This window comes from Micromonospora sp. NPDC005806, assembly GCF_042871425.1.
GTDB lineage: Bacteria > Actinomycetota > Actinomycetes > Mycobacteriales > Micromonosporaceae > Micromonospora.
In genome coordinates this window covers 66,654-85,062 of sequence record NZ_JBIAIL010000032.1, presented here as the reverse complement: position 1 = coordinate 85,062, position 18,409 = coordinate 66,654, and the positions used below count along the sequence as shown (strand labels likewise).

Here is an 18,409-nt window from a genome sequence, read left to right as displayed (position 1 = left end):
TGATCTTCTTCCCTAGACAAGAGGAATGATCGATCAAGGGCTGTCCCCATGATCAGTCGGGGTCGATGCCGCCGCCCAGCAGGTTAAAGATCAAGCTAGGGCAGGTCCCGGATCCGCAAGGTCACCATCTCGGGCTCGGCCAGCTGGTCGGTGACCGCGTAGATCCTGTTGCCGGACACGGCCAGCCCGCCGGTGACCAGGTTGTGCGCCCACGTCTCCTGGTTCGGCAGGTGCCCGAACTCGTACGTGGCGATCGGCGTGGTGCCGCCCGGCTCGAAGACCCGGACGTCCTCGTCGTACGACGAGTCGGTGCCGGCGACGACGAGGCCGTCGGGCCGGATCGCCACGGCGTCCGGATACGGCACGGCCGGATACCGGTGCACCTCGACGAGGTCGGACGTGCGCAGGACCGGGTGGTAGTACGGCGCACCCGAGGGGACGATCACCTTGGTGCCGTCCGGGGTGACCGCCAACTGCGCGACCGAGCCACCGTCGGTCCGGCTGATCGCCCGCTGGACCAGCCCGGTCGGGGTGGCCTCGAAGCGGACCAGCAGGGCCGGGCTGGTGCCCGTCGCGCCGGCGATCAGCATGTCGGGCTGAGCGGGCGAGGTGGCCAGCAGCATCGCCGAGCTGATCCGCTCGTCGATCGCGTCGACGGCGTTCACGTAGAACTTGCCGGTCGCCAGGTCGACCCGGCCGATGCCCGCGGTGGGCTCGTTCTCGCACCCCCAGGAGACCCAGAGCTGGCCGGCCGCGAAGGCCATGTCCTTCGGGCACGTCATGGTCCCGTCGGTCTTCCCGGTGAACTGCCCGTCCAGTTCCCAGGTGTCCAGGTCGACGATCCGGAGCCAGTCCTGGTCGCCGGCGGCGATGTAGAGCTTCCTGCCGTCCGGGCTCAGCGTCATCCCGGCGGCCCCCGGCGCGATGCCCGGCAGGGTGCGCAGGACCTTGCCGTCCAGGTCGGTGACGATCAGACCGTCGGTGCCCTTGCCTCCCGTGAGGTAGACCCGGCCGCGTGCCTCGTCCGCCAGGATGTCGCCGAACCGGAAACCGGTGACGTATCCCGGGATCCGGATCTGCACGTTCACGTCGGTGCTCGGCGGCGACGTGGTGGTCGGCGTCGGGCTGGCGGTCGGGCTGGACGTCGGCGAAGCGGTGGGACGTGGCTTCCGTCCCGGCTGCGGAGACTTGGGCGCCTTGTCGGCCTTGGCTGTGGTCGTCTCGGCGACCGGGTGCGCCGCTGTGGCACTACGGTCGGCGGACCGGTCGCTGCCTGCCACGGCGGTGCCCGCCCCGGCGGCCAGGAGGGCGAGCACGCCCACCCCGATCATCCAGATCCGGGCGCGCCGGCCCCGGTGTGCTGTTCGGCTCATCGTTCCCCGTTCGTGATCCGATAGGCGACGCGAGCCGGGATCGGGACCCTGGCCCGCCGACAAAAAGGCGCTCCAAGGTGCACAAACGTTACGTGTAACACCATCGGCATCGACGACGCCTGATGAGTGGAGGTAGTTGATCTATCTCTACCCCCGGGCCCCGTCGACCGGCGGGGCCGGAAGCCACGACGTGAGGAAGTCCATGCGACGGAACTCCCTGTCCCATTCGATCCGACGAATCGTCCCCACCACGCTGGCCGCCTTCGCCCTGTTCGGGGGCACGGCGGCGGTTCTCCCGGCTGACGCGGTGGCGGCCGGACGGACGCAGCCCGACCTGCTCGTCGACCTGATGACGACCGACGTGCTGAACCCGGCGGAAGGCGAGACCTTCACCGCCCAGATCGACCTCCGGAACTACGGCAACGGCGACTCGGGCCCGGTCGAGGTCACCGTCTCGGTGCCCGCCGGCCTGCGGACGACCACGCCGTACGCCGGCTCCGGGTGGAACTGCACGGTGACCAGCGCGACCAGCTACTCGTGCGCGTACCCGCAGCTCCTGGCCGGCGCACGAAACCGGCTGAACGTGCCGTTCGAGGTGGCCGGCGCGACGCCGGGCACCACCGTGCCGATCACCGCGACCATCGCCCCCGTCAAGCACGAGTCGAACGCCGACAACAACACCGGTTCAGTCACGGTGGCGATCTCCGGCACCTGTGTGGTGCGCGGCGTCGTCTGGCAGGACCTCGACCGGGACGGGCAGCGTGAGGAGGGCGAGCCGGCCGTCGGCCCCGAGGGCGTGCTGCGGGTCTCCCTCTTGGCTCGCCAGGGGCAGGCGATCGGTGGCGGCTCGACCACCGTCAACCCCGACGGCACCTGGTCCATCACGGCCCGCACCGAGCTGCTCTACCAGGTGCGGATCGAGGTCACCAGCCAGTACGGCCGCACCGTCGCGAACGTCGGCGACGACGCCACCGACTCGGACCTGGTGACGACCTACCAGACCGAGCCGACCGTGCTGCTCGGCGGCACCGAGTTCGACGCCCACCACGGCGGCGAGTACGTCGTCGACGCCGGCCTGGTGAGCTGACCGACTCCCGCTCGCCCGGGGCAGCCGGCCCCGGGCGAGCGGCCCGCCGGGGGGGAGGAAAGCCGGGGCGCGGTGGGCTGATGTCAGGCGCGCCGCTGCCACCAGCGCCGCTTTTGAGCCGGCACCGGCGCGGGCTCCTCCTGCTCGTCGTCCTGCGCCGCGCGGGCCAGCACCGCCGCCGCCAGTGCCCGGTCGTCCGCGTGGCAGCCGGGCGTGACGATCATCAGCTGGGCCATCTGCCGCAGGTCAGCATCCGCGTCGCCGGAAAACATGGCGCGGAGCGTAACAACCCACGCGGCTGGTCTGGGCGGTCGGCGACACACCGCCGAACCCCCGCGTCCTTGATCCGGCTGCGTGCGCCGTTCAACCTGGTACGACGGTGGGGAGCACGCGACGCTCGGGAGGTAGCGATGACCGGTAGGCGGGAGACGGTGGAGGTCGACCCGGTGGTCTTCCGCGCGGTCTACGACTCGCCCGCCTCGCTGCCGGGCCGGCACCGCTGGACCACTCCGGAGTCGGACGTACGCCGGCTGGAGAAGCTGCTGAACATGCCGGCGCGCAGCATCGGCGCGCCGCTCTGGGTCAGCGGTGACGAGCCGGACTGCCCGAAGTGCGGCCGCCGGGTGAACTGGTACGACATCGTCGCCTCCGCGCTGCACGGGGTGCACGACCGGGCGATGATCGCCCGGGTGATCCTCGGCGAGCGCAAGTACGTCAACACCGAGGTCCCCGACGCCATCCCCGGCGTGCACTGCGCCGACTGCCGGACCCCGATCGACGGGCTGCGCAGCTTCAAGTGCCACAACTGGGCGTACGCGTTCGAGGCGCTGGAGGAGATCGTCGAGCGGATGTCCGGCAGGGTCGGGCAGCCGGCGCAGCGCCAGGCCGCCCCGTCCTGACCACCGCGCTGCTGCTGCACCGCCGGATCGGCCGGTTACCGTTGCCGCTGTGCAGGCGGAGGCGGGCGAGGCGATCGGTTTCTCGGTGCTCGGCTCGATCAGGGTCGTCCGCGCCGGCGCCGAGCTGCGTCTGGGCGCCCGCCAGCAGCGATTGGTGCTCGCGTTGCTGCTGGCCCGGGCCGGTTCACCGGTCTCCCTGGCCGAGTTGGTCGACCTGCTCTGGGACGAGGAGGCCCCGGCCAGCGCCGCGAACGTCGTACACCGGCACGTCGGGGTGCTCCGGCGGCTGCTCGAGCCCGGCCTGCCCACCCGGTCGGCGGGCCGGCACATCCTGCGGGACCTCTCGGGCTATCGGCTGCGCGCCGAGGAGGGGTCCCTTGACCTGCTGAAGTTCCGGTCGCTGAGCCGACTGGCCGGCCGGAGCCTGCAGGACGGCGACCCGGAGTCGGCGCTGCGGCATTCCCTCGACGGGCTGCGGCTGTGGCGCGGCCGGTGCGCCGCGGGCCTGGAACCGGCCTCCCGCCTGCATCCCGCGTTCCTCGCCGTGGAGGCCGAACGCGCCCAGGCCGTGCGCGAGGCTGCCGACGCCGCCGAGCGCTGCGGCCGGCTGAGCGCGGTGCTGGCGCCGTTGCGGCAGGCCGCCGAGCAGCATCCGCTCGACGAGTCGCTGCAGAGCCGGTTGCTGCTGGCGCTCGCCGCCGACGGCCGCCAGGCGGAAGCCGTCGAGATGTACCGGGTGGTGCGCCGCCGGCTCGCCGACGACCTGGGCATCGATCCGGGCGAGGAGCTGCGGGAGGCGTACGACCGGGTGCTGCACCAGCGCACCCAGCCAGCCCGTACCGAGTCGCCGTCGCCACTCCCCCGGCCCGCACAGCTGCCGCCGGACCTGCCCTTCTTCAGCGGCCGGGACGACCTCATCGCCGAGGCCCGCGCGGCGGTCGCCCGCCCGGACGGGCCGGCGGTGCTCGCGATCGACGGCATGCCCGGGATCGGCAAGACCGCCCTTGCCGTCCACCTCGCCCACGAGTTCGCCGCCGGCTACCCGGACGGGCAGCTGTATGTCGACCTGCGCGGATACGACGGGCGGGAGCCGGCGATGAGCCCGGCCGAGGCGCTGCGCGGCTTCCTCGGCTCGCTCGGGGTGCCGCAGGAGGGCATTCCCGACGAGTTGCACGCCCAGGCGGGCATGTACCGCAGCAGCCTTGCCGGCCGGCGCCTGCTGATCGTGCTCGACAACTGCCGGGACGCCGAGCAGATCCGGTACCTGCTGCCGGGCAGCCCCGGCTGTCTGGTGATCGTCACCAGCCGCGGCCGGCTCAGCAGCCTGCTGACCACGGCCGGCGCCCACCCGTTGCCGGTCGGCCTGCCGAGCCTCGACGAGGCCCGCGCGGTACTCGTCGGGCCGCTCTGCGCCGGCCGCGTCGCGGCGGACCCGGCCGCGATCGACGCCATCATCGCCAGCTGCGGGCGGCTGCCGCTCGCGCTGGCCGTGGTGGCCGCCCGCGCGGCGAGCCTGCCGCGGACGCCGCCGGCGCAGATCGCCGCCGAGCTGGCCCAAGCGCCCCGGAGCCTGGACGGCTTCGACGGCGACGACCCGCAGACCGGCCTGCGTGCCGTCTTCTCCTGGTCCTACCAGGCACTCTCCGCCCCGGCCGCCCGGCTCTTCCGGCTGCTGCCGATCCATCCCGGCCCGGACATCTCGATCGCCGGGGCGGCGGGCCTGGCCGGCGTCCCGCCGCGGACCGGGCGGGCGCTGCTCGGCGAGCTGAGCCGCGCGCACCTGATCAGCGAGGACCTGCCGGGCCGCTACCGCACCCACGACCTGCTGCTGGCCTATGCCACGGAACTCGGCGAGGAGACGGACAGCCCGGCCGAGCGCGCCGCCGCGGAGCTGCGTTGCCTGCAGTTCTACCGGGCCACCTGCTATCAGGCGCACCGGCGGCTGCTGGCCTCCGAAGACCACCCGCTGATCGAGCCGGGGCCGGGCGAGACCCCGCTGCGCTTCGCCAGCCACGGCGACGCCCTGCGCTGGTTCACCGCCGAGCGGCAGGCCCTGATCGTGCTGGTCGGCCGGGCCGCCCGGCAGGGCCGGCATACCGACGCCTGGCAGCTCGCCCTGGGCATGCAGCACTTCTTCGACCGCAGCGGCCGGTGGGCCGACTGGACGACGACCGGCGAGGTGGCTCTCGAGGCCGCCCGGGCGGGCGGCGATCTGGTCGGGCAGGCCCGGATGCACCGCAGCCTGGCCGGGGCGGCCTACTTCCGGCGCGAGCACGAGACCGCGGTCGGGCATCTCGACCGGGCGCTCGAGCTGCTCGCCCGGCTCGGCCTGCACGGCGAGGTGACCCGGGCCGGGATCAACCGGGCGATGATCCTGGGCGCCCAAGGGCGACACGAGGAGGTCGTCCGGACGCTTTCCGCGGCGCTGGGGCCATGGGTGGCCGGAGACGACAAACTGCTCGCGGACGGCCTGGTGATCATGGCCGCGAGCAACGCCGAACTGGGCCGGGAGGAAGAGGCCGTGCGCTGCGCCGAGCAGGCGATGGCGCTGTCGCGCGGAGCGCAGTACAGGCTGGGCATCGCCGAGGCGTGGGAGGTGCTCGGCCAGGTGCATTCCGCCCGCCGGGAGCTCGGCAAGGCGGTCGACTGCTGGCGCGAGGCGGCCGTCGCCTACCAGGAGGCCTCGGCGTCGGCGCCGGCCGCGGAGGTGCTGGCGCTGCTCGGCGACGCCCTCGCCGCTGCTGGCGACCAGCACGGCGCGGTGCGGGCGTGGCAGGAGGCGCTGGCCTTGATCCCGTACGCGCAGACCCGGACCGGCCGGCGGCTGGCCGGCCTGCTCGCGGCGGTCACGTCGCGTCCGTGACCGATTGCGTTCGGCGACGGCACTCGATTCGCACTTACGCGTCAGTCCATTCGCATCGATCAACCCTAGGCTCGTGCCGCATTCACCGTTGCTCCTGCCTATGGGGGAGATATCGTGCTGCGAGCACTCGACGGATCACCGTCCGGCCGGGCCGAGCGCATGACCGCGCTGCATGCGGACCACGCCCGTGCCTTGCTGCGTCTCCTGCTCATGCTGACCCGCGACCAGCGGCAGACCGCCGAGGATCTGCTCCAGGAGACGATGCTGCGGGCCTGGCGCCACCTCGACTCCGTGCCGGCCGAGCCCGATGCCGCCCGCCGGTGGCTCTGCACCGTCGCCCGGCGGCTCGTCATCGACGGCGTCCGGCTGCGGCGAGGCCGCCCGGCCGAGGTCCATCTCGTCGACATGACCTGGATTCCCGCTGGTGACGACACCACCGGCACCGCGCTGGCGTCGCACGCCATTCGGCGCGCGCTCGGCCGGCTGAGCCCGGCGCAGCGCAGTCTGCTCTCCGAGGTCTATCTGGTCGGGCGGTCACCGGAAGAGGTCGCGGGCCGGCTGGGAGTGCCGATCGGCACGGTGAAGTCCCGGACCCACTACGCGCTGCGCGCCCTGCGCACCGGCCTCAAGGCGGCCTGAGTAGGGAGACTCCGGCGGCCCGATCCGGCCGCTCACCTTGCCGCAACGCGCCCCGGGGCCCCTGGCCTGCTGTGGCGATCGCGGCAACCGGCCCTGTATAAATCGCAGCAAGATGACCAGCCCGCTCTCTTTCGCCGTGCTCGGCCCGGTGCGAGCCTGGCGCGGCCAGTCCGAAATCGACCTGGGCACCCGGCAGCAGCGGCTGATCCTGGCGTTGCTGCTGGCCCGGGCCGGCGGCGCGGTCAGCGTCGCCGAGCTCGTCGACCTGCTCTGGGAGTCCGACCCCCCACCCAGCGCGGTCAATGTGGTGCACCGGCACGTCGGGATGCTCCGGCGGCACTTCGAGCCGGGCCTGCCGACACGGGCAGCGGGCTCGATGCTGATCCGCGACGGCGCCGAATACCGGCTGCGGATCGACGAGGAGTCGCTCGACCTGCTGCGTTTCCGGCGCCTGGTCGCCCGGGCCGGTGGCCGCTCCGGCGAACCGGCCGTCGAGCTCTACCGGGAGGCGCTCGCGCTGTGGCGCGACCGGTGCGCCTCGGGCCTGCAGGCCGGCGGCCGGGCCCATCCGGAGTTCGTCGCGGTCGACGGCGAGCTGTTCGCGGCCGTCCGCGCGGCGGCCGACGCCGCCTTGCGGGCCGGGTGCGTCCACGCGGTGCTGCCGGCGATCCGGCTGGCCGCCGAATACGAGCCGTTGGACGAGGCACTGCAGGCGCGGCTGCTGCTCGCGCTCGCCGCGGACGGCCGGCGGGCCGAGGCCCTCGCGGCCTATGCCGACCTCGAGCACCGGCTCGCCCGCGAGCTCGGCATCCAGCCGGGCGGCGAGCTGCGCGCGGCCCGGGACAGCCTGCTCGACCACGACGCCCCGGCCGACGGCTCCAGGTCGCGGCGCGGCGTCAGACCGGCCTTCATTCGGTCCGGAGTGCCGCCTAGCGGCGCGGAGGCCGAATTTGGCCGCCCGGCCTTCATTCGGTCCGGAGTGCCGCCTAGCGGCGCGGAGGCCGAATTATGGCCGCCAGCCGAGCTGGAGTTGTCGCAGTCGACCCGGGCCGAGCCGCCGGCGCAGTTGCCGGCCGACCACCCCTACTTCACCGGCCGCCACGGCGCCATGGCCGCCGCGGAGGAGCTGCTGGCCGGGGACCGGCGGGCCACCGCGCTGGTCATCGATGGAATGCCCGGCGTCGGGAAGACCACCTTCGCGGTGCACCTGGCCCACCAGCTGGCCGCCCGCTACCCCGATGGGCAGTTGCACGCGGACCTGCGCGGTTTCGACTCCGGCGAGCAGTCGGTGATGACACCGGCGGAGGCGCTGCGCGGCTTCCTGTGGTCCCTCGGGGTCGCGCCGGCCGCCATCCCGGCCGAGCTGCCCGCCCAGGCCGGCCTCTACCGCAGCATCCTGGCCGAGCGCCGGGTGCTGATCCTGCTCGACAACTGCCGCGACTGGGACCAGATCCGGCACCTGCTGCCCGGCACCGGCGGCAGTCTCGTCATCGCCACCAGCCGCCGCCGGATCACCGGCGTGGCCGGCCCGGCGGGTGCCCACCCGCTGCACCTCGATCTGCTGACCGACGCCGAGGCCCGCGAGCTGCTCACCCGGTGGCTCAGCGACGCGGCGGCCGCCGACCCGGCCGCCGTCGACGAGATCATCGCGCGGTGCGGCCGGCTGCCGTTGGCCCTGGCGCTGGTCGCCACCCGCAGCGTCGGCCGGCCCGGGCTCAGCCTGCCCGCGGTTGCCGGTGAGCTGGCCGACGCCGACGGTCGGCTGGCCGGCTTCGGGGACGCACATGCCGAGCTGGAGGCGAGCTTCTCCTGCTCCTACCGGGCCCTGACTCCCGAGGCAGCCCGGCTCTTCCGGCTGCTGCCCTTGCACCCGGCCGAGGAGCTGAGCACGGAAGCGGCGGCCGCCCTGGGCGGCCTGTCCCTGCGCTCTGCCCGCGGCCTGCTCGCCGAGCTCGGGGCGCAGCTGCTGGTCCAGCCGGGCGACGGCCGGTGGCGGATGCATGATCTGCTGCGCGCCTATGCCGTGGAGCTCGGGGAGGAGCACGACGACGCGGCCGAGCGGGACGCCGCCATCGAGCGGGTCTACGACTATTACCAGCGCGACGGGGCGGACTCGCCGATGGCCCGGCGGATCCGCAACCGGCTGCTCTGGCACCGGTGACCCGGACGCGGCGCCGGTGGGCGCCGCGTCCGGGGCCCTCGCTCAGTACCGGTAGGCGCGGATGATGGTCTGCTTGACCGTGTTACCGCTGGTGTCCGTCGCGGCGGCCCGCAGCGAGACGAAGCCGGTGCCGGCCGGGTTGTGCACCCAGGCGACCGCCTTCTCGCCGGACCGCTGCACGGTCAGCTGCTGCCAGGTCTTGCCGTCGTCGAAGGACGCCTCGACGGTCAAGCTGCTGGTCTGGCCCGGCGCCGCCCCGACCTGACGGTCGAGCGAGATCGGGATCTTGAACAGCCGGCCGGCCGGCGCCCGGTTGTCGATGTCGAGCTCCGGGGTGTACCGGATCGCCGTCATCGGCAGCTTCACCAGTTCGCCGTCGCTCACGTGCTCGGACTTGAAGGTCCACTCCGCGTCGACCACCGTCGACAGGGTGAACGCCGGGTCGCTGCGGAAGGTCGCGGCCAACCGGTAGTCACCCGCCTCCGCAGGCACGTTCCACACCCAGGGCGCCTCGGTCGCGTCGCCGATCTTGACCCCGTTGCGGTAGAGGTCCACCTGCACGCTGCCCTCGCGAGCAAACCGGAAGCCCATGTGCCCGGTGCCGTCGCCGTGCAGCGGCCCCGGCCCGCCCAGCTGGTCGCCCCAGTAGCGGGTGGCGAACTGCTGGCCGAAGTTCGGCTCCGGGAAGACCGGCCCGGCCACCGCGTTGGCCCACTTCACCTTGTACGTGCGCCCGGGCTGGAAGCTGGTCCACGCCGACTGGTAGTACGTGTACCCCCGCTGGGCCGAGGTCGTCTGCCACACCGCCTGCTTGTCGTGGTTGTAGTACTCGGTGATGGTGCTCGGCACGTCGTAGGTGAAGATCGGCACGGCCCTGCGCTCGTCGCGGTAGATCGGCGAGTTGCCGGGCGCGTGCGCGACCGCGTACCGCGACACCGGCACGCCGGCCACGTCCGCGCTGATCTGGGAGCGGACCGTGGCGAAGTCGCCCGCGCGCAGCTTGCGGGTCAGCCCGGTCATCATCTTCTCCGGCTCGTAGAGGTAGACCCGGTAGACGTACGGGCTGTTGTGCAGGCCGCCGTCCTGGTCCACCTGGCCCCAGATCCCGTGGACGTAGGAGACGAAGCCGGGCGTATCGCCGGCCCCGATCTGCGCGGTCCGCAGGTGGTCGAAGGGGACGTTCATCAGCACGCCGTACGGGTCGTTGCTGCCCCAGATCTGCGGCTGCTCGGTCCGGATCGTCCAGCCGGACTCCTGGTGTATCGCGGTGGCCTTCGGGTTCGGCACCGACACCGCGATCGGCTTCGCCAGGCGGGTGTCCATGGTGAGCGCCTGGTCCGTGGTCAGGTCGAGGCTCGGGCGCATCAGCGAAGTGAGGTACGGGAAGGCCGGGTCGCTGCTCACCATGTACGTCTGGACCAGGTAGCGGCCCGCGCGGATCCGGTACCTGGTGGCCGCGGGGTCGCCGAGCACCAGGACGGTCTGCCGGTCCAGGTCCATCAGGACGGTCACCCAGCCCTGCTCGGGCGTGGGCGCTCCGCCGTCCGGCCCGACGAGCTTGAGGGTCAACTGGTGGCGGGCGACGTCGAGCGCGACCGGGGTCTGCACCTGCGCGCCGCCGCCGGTGGCGGTCACCTCACCGCCGAAGTAGCGGTCGGGCAGGTCGGCGCCGGCCTGCACGTTGACGGTCACGGTGGCGGTGCCGCCGGCCGGGACCGTCACCGAGGAGGCGCTGAGGCTGAACAGGCCGGCCGGCGCCGGGGCGCCGTCGGCGTCCTTGGCGTCGAGGGAGACGGCCAGGGTGAGGTCGGAAGAGCCGCCGTTCGCGTACGTGATCGTGCGCTGCTGCGCAGCGGTGGTGCGCTCGAAGGCGACGCTGACCGGGCTCGCCGTGACGGGCTGCTGGATCGCCCGGGCGACGTTGAGGAAGCCCGCGCCCTGCCCGTAGACGCCGATGGCGGCGTTCGGCTGCGCGGCCGCCATCAGCGTGGCCTTGATCCGCTCAGGCGTCCAGTCCGGGTGCTGCTGGGTCAGGATCGCCGCCGCGCCCGCCACGTGCGGAGTCGCCATCGAGGTGCCGGAGAGGCTGGCGTACTGCGGGTTCTCGGCGAACGGCCGCAGGTCGGAGGTCGAGCTGCGGGCGGCGACGATGTTGACGCCCGGCGCGGTGATGTCCGGCTTGATGCCGGCGTCGCCCGCGCGCGGACCCCGGCTCGAGAAATAGGCCAGCTCGCCCGTCTTGGTCACGGCGCCCACGGTCAGTGCCTCGGCCACGTCGCCGGGCGAGTTCACCGTGGACTCGCCGGCCTCGCCGTCGTTGCCCGCGGCGACGACGAAGAGCACGCCGTAACGGTGGGTGAGGTCGGCCAGGGCCGCCTCGATCGGATCGGTGTCCGGGCTGTCCGGGCCGCCGAGGCTCATGTTGGCGACCTTGACGCCCTGCTGCGCCACCCAGGTCATGCCGGCCAGGATCGCCGACTCCGGGCAGCCGTATTCGACGCAGACCTTGGCGCTGTAGAGGGACGCGCCGGGCGCCATGCCCTTGTAACGGCCCTGCGACGCGGCCGCGCTGCCGGCGATGGTGGAGGCGACGTGGGTGCCGTGACCGACCCGGTCGAGGGTGTCCGGGTCGGAGGTGAAGTTCTCCGCGGCGGCGACGCGGCCGGCCAGGTCGGGGTGGGTCTGGTCGACGCCGGTGTCGATCACGCCGACCTTCACCCCCGTTCCCGTCCAGCCGGCCTGCCAGGCCTCCGGCGCGCCGGTCAGCGGGACGCTTACGTCGAGGGTGGGGTGGCGCAGCCCGTCGAGCCAGATCTTGTCGAACCCGGCCCGCAGTTGCCGCTCGGTGCCACTCGCGGCGGCAGTGAGGCTGTTCCAGAAGGACACCGCGTCAGTGCGGCTCTCCGCGACAGCGCTCATCCCGGAGAGCTCACGGGTGGTCCGGGCGCCGGCGAGGCCGGCGGGGGCGGCGCCGCTGTGCTGGACGATGAGCGGCAGGGCGGCCCGGGTGTCGTCGTAGCCGAAGCCGACGAGCGTCGAGATGTCGAAGAGCCGCTCGTCGAGCTTGCCCCGGTTGAGGAGGCCGACGGCGTCGGCGGGGATGACCCGCACGTCCTTGCCGGCGCTGTGGGTGATGAACGGGATCCGTTCCCGTCCCTTGCCCGGTACGACGTCGACAGCCGTCTGACCGTCCACAGTGCTGACGTGAACGGTGTCGCCGGTGAGCAGAGTGACCGTCCGGGGCTTGGACGCGACCGCGGGTGGGGTCGCCGGCTTCGCGGCCTGGGGCTGCGCCGACGCCGGCGAACCGCCCGGAGCCACCGCCGAGACGCCCAGCACCAGCAATGCCAGTGCGGATATCTTGCGAACTGAACGCATCATTCTCCCTGGATGAGCGCGAAAGGTTATCCGGGTGCTCCGGACGTGACCGGCGGGCGAAAGTTCATTCCGAGTGATCTACGTCACTCGCCGCCGAACCGGTGCGGGGTCCGTCCCTCGGCTCGGCACTCGTCGCCGGCGGCGGCAAGGTCTGGCTGGATCGCAAGGTGCGGGCGGCAGCCCTCGACCGCGCCACGCGGCTCGACGGGAACCTGCACCAGGTCGCGGCACCGCAGGCCTGGGCGGCCGGCTTCACCGGCGCCGAGCAGATGCCACGGGCTACGAGAACCTACAGCGCGGGGGTGAGGAGGAGCGTCAGGGCGGTGGCGGCGACGAGGAACGGGCCGAAGGGGAGGTGGCTGGTCCAGCGGACCCGGCGGGCCACCAGCAGGGCCAGGCCGGCCAGCGCGGCGAGGGCGACGGCGAGCGCCAGCCCGACCACCAGCACCGGCCAGCCGTACCAGCCGAGCAGCCCCCCGGCGCCGAGCGCCAACTTGGCGTCGCCGAGCCCGAATCCGCGCCGGCCGAGCAGCAGGGTGGTCGCCGCGAAACCCGCGCCGAGGACCAGCCCGGCCACGACGGCCCGCAGCCAGGGCGCCGGACCGGCCCCGGCCAGCCCGGCCACCCCGAGCCACGCCCAGACACCGGCCGCCGCCGGGTAGGTGAGCCGGTCGGGGAGCCGGCGCACCGCCGCGTCGACCAGGGCCAGCGGCACCGCACAGGCCAGCGACCAGGCCGCCGCCAGCCGCACTCCGAGCGGGCCGCCGGTCAGCGCGAGCACCGCCACCGCCGCGACCAGCGCCAGCTCGACCACGCCGGGCGCCGCGCCGACCCGGGCCCGGCACGCCGGGCAGCGGGCCGCCGGCCCGAGCGCCGGCAGCGGCCGGTCCAGGCCGATCGGCGCGCCGCAGCCGTCACACCCGGTCCGGTCCGCCGACTCCGGGGGTACGGCGTACCGCGCGACCGCCAGCCGCATCGGCGGTACGACCGCCAGGGCGGCCAGCAGGCGTACCGCCGGACGCCGGGCGGGGGCCATCGCCCGGACACCCACCCGGCCATCACCACCAGTCATCACTGAACGCGCTCGACCAAATGCCTTCGGTTGCATCGGCGGGCGTCAGCCTATGCTTGCCCCTCGGGTACGACGCAACCCCCCGAGCAATTGGCGCGGTTGCGGGCGGGACCGGTCAGGGGAGGCGGGCCTCGAGGCGGCCGTTGACGACCCGGGTCGGCAGGACGACCTGGTCGTTGCCGGACGGCCCGTGCACCACCTCGCCGCCGTTGAGCCGGAACGTGCTGCCGTGCCACGGGCACACCACGCAGGCGTGGCCGCTGATCTCCTGCACCTCGCCCTGGCCGAGCGGGCCGCTCTGGTGCGGGCAGCGCTCCAGCATCACGGTGACCTCCTCGCCGTGCCGGTAGAGGACCACCGACACGTCGTCGATCTCCCGGGTGAGGAGTTGCCGCTCCGGGAGGGTGGCCAGCTCACCCAGCGGATGCCAGCCGTCGCTCATCAGGTGCAGCTCGGAGATGCTCTGGCTGACCTGCGCCCCCTGCTTGTACGCGAGGTGCCCGCCCAGGTACGCCCCACCGCTCACCACCGACAACCCCAGGAACGCCAGCGCCCGCCCCATGCCGTGCCGGCCGTTCCGCCGCGCGGCCAGCGAGCCGGCGTAGCAGGCCAGGGCGACGGAGTTCGCGGCGGCGTGCGCGAGGCCGACCCGGCGCTGGTCGCGGGAGAGGGCCGCCCAGTCGTTGAGCCCGGCGACGACGGCCGGTACGGCGCTCGCCGTGCCGATCCCGATCAGCGTGGTCGCGGCCCGGCGCTGCCCGGGCATCAGGTCCAGCACCGCGGCGCTGATCCAGGCGCCGACGGGCACCTGCACCATCGCCGGGTGCAGCGGGTGCCCCAGCCAGACGCCGTGCAGCAGGTCCCGGATCCGCTGGGTACGCAGGGTGCCCTGGACGGCCTGCTGTAGTCGGTCACCGATCCGGTCCAGCCGGGACGCCTGTTCGAGTTTCGTCAGTAGTTCGCGCACGTTCCGCGACTTCCCGGCAGGCGAGGTCCCAAACCGGGCGGCGGCGACGAATCACCCCATCGGGTGCCGCCCACTCTTTCCACCCCGCTGACGGGGTCGGCCTCCGTCCAGGCTGTACGCCCGGCGGACCTTCTCGGCGCGGCGACACGCCCACGACATCTGGCGTGCTGGCTTTTGTTAGACCACTACATCTAGGATCACTTCCACTGCTGGTTCGACCTTTGTGTCAGCCAGGCGGCGACGTCAGCCAGGCGTCGCGCCAAAGAGGGAACCCGGTGCGAATCCGGGACTGCCCCGCAGCGGTGAGCGGGAACGACCGCCGTCACGAGCACTGGGCCCGACGGGGTCCGGGAAGCGACGGCCAGTAGGCGAGCGCGGAGACGCGTCAGCCCGCGAGTCCGAAGACCTGCCAGCAGGGCGCGCCCACCCGGCGCGCGTACCACCTCGAGGCCTCGCGGGAGGGCCGTCGAGCCGTACGGGACACCGCCGGCACAGCGACCGGTGGCGTTCCGGCGTGCCGTCGCGCCCTTCCGCGGGTCCACACCGACACCCAGGAGAGCACGTGACGGCGTCATCCACCTATGCCCCGCCCGCGGCCGAGGCACTGCAGGACCTGCTGCACCGGCACCACCACGACCTGCCCGACACCGACCCGGACCGGATCCTGGCCTTGGTCGAGTCGGGGCGTACCGCCCTAGCCGACGAGGCGGAACTGACCGAACTGGCCATCGCGGCGACAGCCGGCCTGACCGTCGAGGAGCCGGCGTACGCCCGGCTGGCCGCCCGGCTGCTCGCCGGGCGGATCGCGGACGAGACGACCGCGCAGGGCATCGCCACGTTCCGCGACAGCGTCGCGGCCGCGTACGCCGAAGGCCTGCTGGACCCCGACTTCGCCGGCTTCGTCGCGGCGCACGCCGACGCCCTCGACGGCCTGGTCGACCACGCCCACGACGACGCGTTCGAGTACTTCGGCCTGCGCACGCTGTACGACCGCTACCTGCTGCGCCACCCGGGCAGCCGCGCGGTGCTGGAACGGCCGCAGCACTTCTGGCTGCGGGTGGCCGCCGGCCTGTCGGACACCGTCGAGGAGGCCCGCGAGCTGTACCGGCTGATCGCCCGGCTGGCCTATCTGCCCAGCTCACCGACGCTGTTCAACGCCGGGTCCCGGCATCAGCAGCTCTCCTCCTGCTTCCTGGTGGACTCCCCGCGCGACGAGTTGGAGTCCATCTACGAGCGCTACACGCAGGTGGCGAAGCTGTCCAAGTTCGCCGGTGGGATCGGCATCTCCTGGTCACGGGTGCGCTCGCGCGGGTCGCTGATCCGCGGCACGAACGGCCGCTCCAACGGCATCGTGCCCTGGCTGCGCACCCTGGACGCCAGCGTGGCGGCGGTCAACCAGGGCGGCCGGCGCAAGGGCGCGGCCTGCGTCTACCTGGACACCTGGCACGCCGACATCGAGGAGTTCCTGGAACTGCGGGACAACACCGGCGACGAGGCCCGGCGTACGCACAACCTCAACCTGGCCAACTGGGTGCCGGACGAGTTCATGCGCCGGGTCGAGGCGGACGCCGACTGGTCGCTGTTCGACCCGAAGGAGGTGCCGGAGCTGGTCGACCTCTGGGGCGAGGAGTTCGACGTCGCGTACCGGGCGGCGGAGGCGGCGGGCAGGGCCGTGCGGACGCTGCCGGCCCGCACCCTGTACGCGCGGATGATGCGGACCCTGGCGCAGACCGGCAACGGCTGGATGACCTTCAAGGACGCGGCGAACCGCACCTGCAACCAGGTTGGCGCGGGCGGGGGCGTGGTGCACCACTCCAACCTCTGCACGGAGATCCTCGAGGTGACCAGCGACGACGAGACGGCGGTCTGCACCCTCGGCTCGATCAACCTGGCCGCGCACCTGCTGCCGCTGACCGCGCCCGAGGCCGGGTCGGCCGCCGGCGTCGACTTCGCGGCGCTGGCCCGGACGGTACGCCTCGCGGTGGGCGCGCTGGACCGGGCGATCGACCTTAACTGGTTCCCCACCGGGCAGGCGGCCACGGCGCACCGGCGGTGGCGACCGCTCGGTCTCGGCGTGATGGGACTGGCCGACGTGTTCGCCGCGCTGCGGCTGCCGTTCGACTCCCCGGAGGCGCTGGCGCTCTCCACCCGGATCGCCGAGGAGATCGCCCTGGCGGCGTACGACGCCTCGGCCGACCTGGCGGCGGCGCGCGGTACGCATCCGGCGTACCCGCTGACCCGGGCGGCGGACGGGGTGCTGCACCCGGACCACTGGCCGGACGCCCGGCCCACCCGGCCGGACGCCTGGGCCGCGCTCCGCGAGAAGGTCGCCCGGCACGGGCTGCGCAATTCCCTGCTGGTGGCGATCGCCCCGACCGCGACGATCGCCTCGATCGCCGGCTGCGCCGAATGCGTGGAGCCGCTGGTCTCCAACGTCTTCAAGCGGGAGACCCTCTCCGGGGAGTTCCTCCAGGTCAACCGGCACCTGGTCGCCGACCTGAAGCGGCTGGGCCGGTGGACGCCGCAGACCCGGGACGCGATCAAGCGGGCCGACGGCTCGGTGCAGGAGCTGGACCTGCCGGCGGAGCTGACGGCGTTGTACCGCACCGCGTGGGAGCTGCCGCAGAAGGCGCTGATCGACCTGGCCGCCGCGCGGGCGCCGTACGTCGACCAGTCGCAGTCGCTCAACCTGTTCCAGGCCAGCCCGACCATCGGCCGGCTCTCCTCGATGTACGCGTACGCCTGGCGGGCCGGCCTGAAGACCACCTACTACCTGCGTTCCCGCCCGGCCACCCGGATCGCCCAGACCACCGTGGCGGCGGCCCCGGCCGTCGCGCCGCGGCCGAGCATTCCGACGCAGGACGGGCCGGCCCTGCTCACCCTGTCCGTCGAGGCGAGCGAGGCGGTCGCCTGCTCGCTGGAGAACCCGGAGATCTGCGAGGCCTGCCAGTGACGATGCTGCTCGACCCCGGAATGGACCTGACCCTGCGACCGATGCGCTACCCGGACTTCTACGAGCGGTTCCGGGCCGCCATCCGCAACACCTGGACGGTGGAGGAGGTGGACCTGGCCTCCGACGTACCCGATCTGGCGAAGCTCTCCGACGGCGAGCGACACCTGGTCCACCGCCTGGTGGCGTTCTTCGCCACCGGCGACTCGATCGTGGCGAACAACCTGGTGCTCAACCTCTACCAGCACGTGAACGCGCCCGAGGCCCGCCTCTATCTCTCCCGCCAGCTCTACGAGGAGGCGGTGCACGTCCAGTTCTACCTGACCCTGCTGGACACCTACCTGCCCGACCACGACGAGCGGGCGAAGGCGTTCGCCGCCATCGAGCACATCCCGTCGATCCGCGACAAGGCGGAGTTCTGCTTCCGCTGGATCGACTCGATCGGCTCACTGCACCGGCTGGAGAGCCGGGCGGACCGGCGGGCGTTCCTGCTCAACCTGATCTGCTTCGCCGCCTGCGTGGAGGGACTGTTCTTCTACGGCGCCTTCGCGTACGTCTACTGGCTGCGCTCGCGCGGCCTGCTCTCCGGGCTGGCCACCGGCACCAACTGGGTGTTCCGCGACGAGTCCATGCACATGGAGTTCGCCTTCGGCGTGGTGGACACCGTCCGGGCGGAGGAACCGGACCTGTTCGACGACGAACTGGCCGCGCAGGTACGGACCATGCTGGACGAGGCGGTCGCCGCGGAGCTGGCCTTCGCCCGGGACCTCTGCGGCGACGGGCTGCCCGGCATGAACACCGCCGACATGCGCCGCTACCTGGAGTACGTCGCGGACGCCCGGCTCGCCCGGCTCGGCCTCCCGCCGGCGTACGGGTCGACGAACCCGTTCCCGTTCATGGAGTTGCAGGACGTGCAGGAACTGACCAACTTCTTCGAGCGCCGGGTGTCGGCGTACCAGGTGGCGGTGGCGGGGACGGTGGCGCTGGACGAGGCGTTCTGACACGGGACCGCCGAAGGGG

Annotated in this window: 13 protein-coding genes and 1 riboswitch; of the genes, 7 read left to right on the top strand and 6 right to left on the bottom strand. The window is 73.1% G+C overall.

The features are described from left to right. Positions 1 to 95: 95 nt before the first annotated feature. Entirely contained in the window at positions 96 to 1,373 is a 1,278-nt protein-coding gene (locus ACFYOS_RS27185) for a WD40 repeat domain-containing protein (RefSeq protein ID WP_387147391.1), read from the bottom strand. A 202-nt stretch (positions 1,374 to 1,575) separates the two neighbouring features. Here ACFYOS_RS27185 and ACFYOS_RS27180 point away from each other — a divergent pair, with 202 nt between their 5' ends. Continuing rightward, on the top strand, positions 1,576 to 2,460 hold the full coding sequence (locus ACFYOS_RS27180) for an SdrD B-like domain-containing protein (RefSeq protein WP_387147388.1): 885 nt from the start codon (positions 1,576 to 1,578) through the stop codon (positions 2,458 to 2,460). Positions 2,461 to 2,543: 83 nt separating this feature from the next. On the opposite strand, the gene ACFYOS_RS27175 is transcribed toward ACFYOS_RS27180, so the two are convergent. Further along, positions 2,544 to 2,732: a hypothetical protein gene (locus ACFYOS_RS27175; protein ID WP_387147385.1), complete on the bottom strand. Its 189-nt coding sequence runs from the start codon at positions 2,730 to 2,732 to the stop codon at positions 2,544 to 2,546. A gap of 138 nt (positions 2,733 to 2,870) precedes the next feature. Between ACFYOS_RS27175 and ACFYOS_RS27170 the strand changes: the two genes are divergently transcribed. The 4 genes from ACFYOS_RS27170 (at position 2,871) to ACFYOS_RS27155 (ending at position 9,022) form a co-directional block, all read left to right on the top strand. Continuing rightward, positions 2,871 to 3,359 (top strand): hypothetical protein, encoded by a 489-nt coding sequence (locus tag ACFYOS_RS27170; protein ID WP_387147382.1) that lies wholly within the window; start codon positions 2,871 to 2,873, stop codon positions 3,357 to 3,359. A gap of 49 nt (positions 3,360 to 3,408) precedes the next feature. Beyond that, positions 3,409 to 6,222 carry a BTAD domain-containing putative transcriptional regulator gene (locus ACFYOS_RS27165; protein WP_387147379.1) on the top strand — a complete coding sequence of 938 codons (2,814 nt, stop codon included), beginning with the start codon at positions 3,409 to 3,411 and terminating at the stop codon, positions 6,220 to 6,222. A 114-nt stretch (positions 6,223 to 6,336) separates the two neighbouring features. Beyond that, positions 6,337 to 6,861 (top strand): sigma-70 family RNA polymerase sigma factor, encoded by a 525-nt coding sequence (locus ACFYOS_RS27160; protein ID WP_387147376.1) that lies wholly within the window; start codon positions 6,337 to 6,339, stop codon positions 6,859 to 6,861. A 112-nt stretch (positions 6,862 to 6,973) separates the two neighbouring features. Then, positions 6,974 to 9,022, top strand: a complete 2,049-nt coding sequence (locus tag ACFYOS_RS27155; protein WP_387147373.1) for a BTAD domain-containing putative transcriptional regulator — start codon at positions 6,974 to 6,976, stop codon at positions 9,020 to 9,022. A gap of 42 nt (positions 9,023 to 9,064) precedes the next feature. Here the strand turns inward: ACFYOS_RS27155 and ACFYOS_RS27150 are convergent, their stop codons facing one another. From ACFYOS_RS27150 to ACFYOS_RS27135, 4 genes are all read right to left on the bottom strand, one after another. After that, positions 9,065 to 12,400 (bottom strand): S8 family serine peptidase, encoded by a 3,336-nt coding sequence (locus ACFYOS_RS27150; protein ID WP_387147370.1) that lies wholly within the window; start codon positions 12,398 to 12,400, stop codon positions 9,065 to 9,067. 83 nt (positions 12,401 to 12,483) lie between these two features. Further along, entirely contained in the window at positions 12,484 to 12,618 is a 135-nt protein-coding gene (locus ACFYOS_RS27145) for a hypothetical protein (RefSeq protein WP_387147367.1), read from the bottom strand. Positions 12,619 to 12,689: 71 nt separating this feature from the next. Then, complete coding sequence (locus ACFYOS_RS27140) at positions 12,690 to 13,472, bottom strand: prepilin peptidase (RefSeq protein ID WP_387147364.1); 783 nt, start codon at positions 13,470 to 13,472, stop codon at positions 12,690 to 12,692. Positions 13,473 to 13,587: 115 nt separating this feature from the next. Continuing rightward, complete coding sequence (locus ACFYOS_RS27135; protein ID WP_387147361.1) at positions 13,588 to 14,439, bottom strand: Rieske 2Fe-2S domain-containing protein; 852 nt, start codon at positions 14,437 to 14,439, stop codon at positions 13,588 to 13,590. Positions 14,440 to 14,635: 196 nt separating this feature from the next. Next, positions 14,636 to 14,868, top strand: a riboswitch (cobalamin riboswitch). Positions 14,869 to 15,043: 175 nt separating this feature from the next. Here ACFYOS_RS27135 and ACFYOS_RS27130 point away from each other — a divergent pair. Both ACFYOS_RS27130 and ACFYOS_RS27125 read left to right on the top strand, forming a co-directional pair. After that, a complete protein-coding gene (locus ACFYOS_RS27130; RefSeq protein ID WP_387147411.1) occupies positions 15,044 to 17,392 on the top strand; it encodes a ribonucleoside-diphosphate reductase subunit alpha in 2,349 nt (782 codons plus the stop codon). A gap of 2 nt (positions 17,393 to 17,394) precedes the next feature. Next, the gene (locus ACFYOS_RS27125) at positions 17,395 to 18,390 is read left to right on the top strand and encodes a ribonucleotide-diphosphate reductase subunit beta (RefSeq protein ID WP_387147408.1); all 996 of its coding nucleotides are present in this window, start codon (positions 17,395 to 17,397) and stop codon (positions 18,388 to 18,390) included. The last annotated feature ends 19 nt before the right edge of the window (positions 18,391 to 18,409 follow it).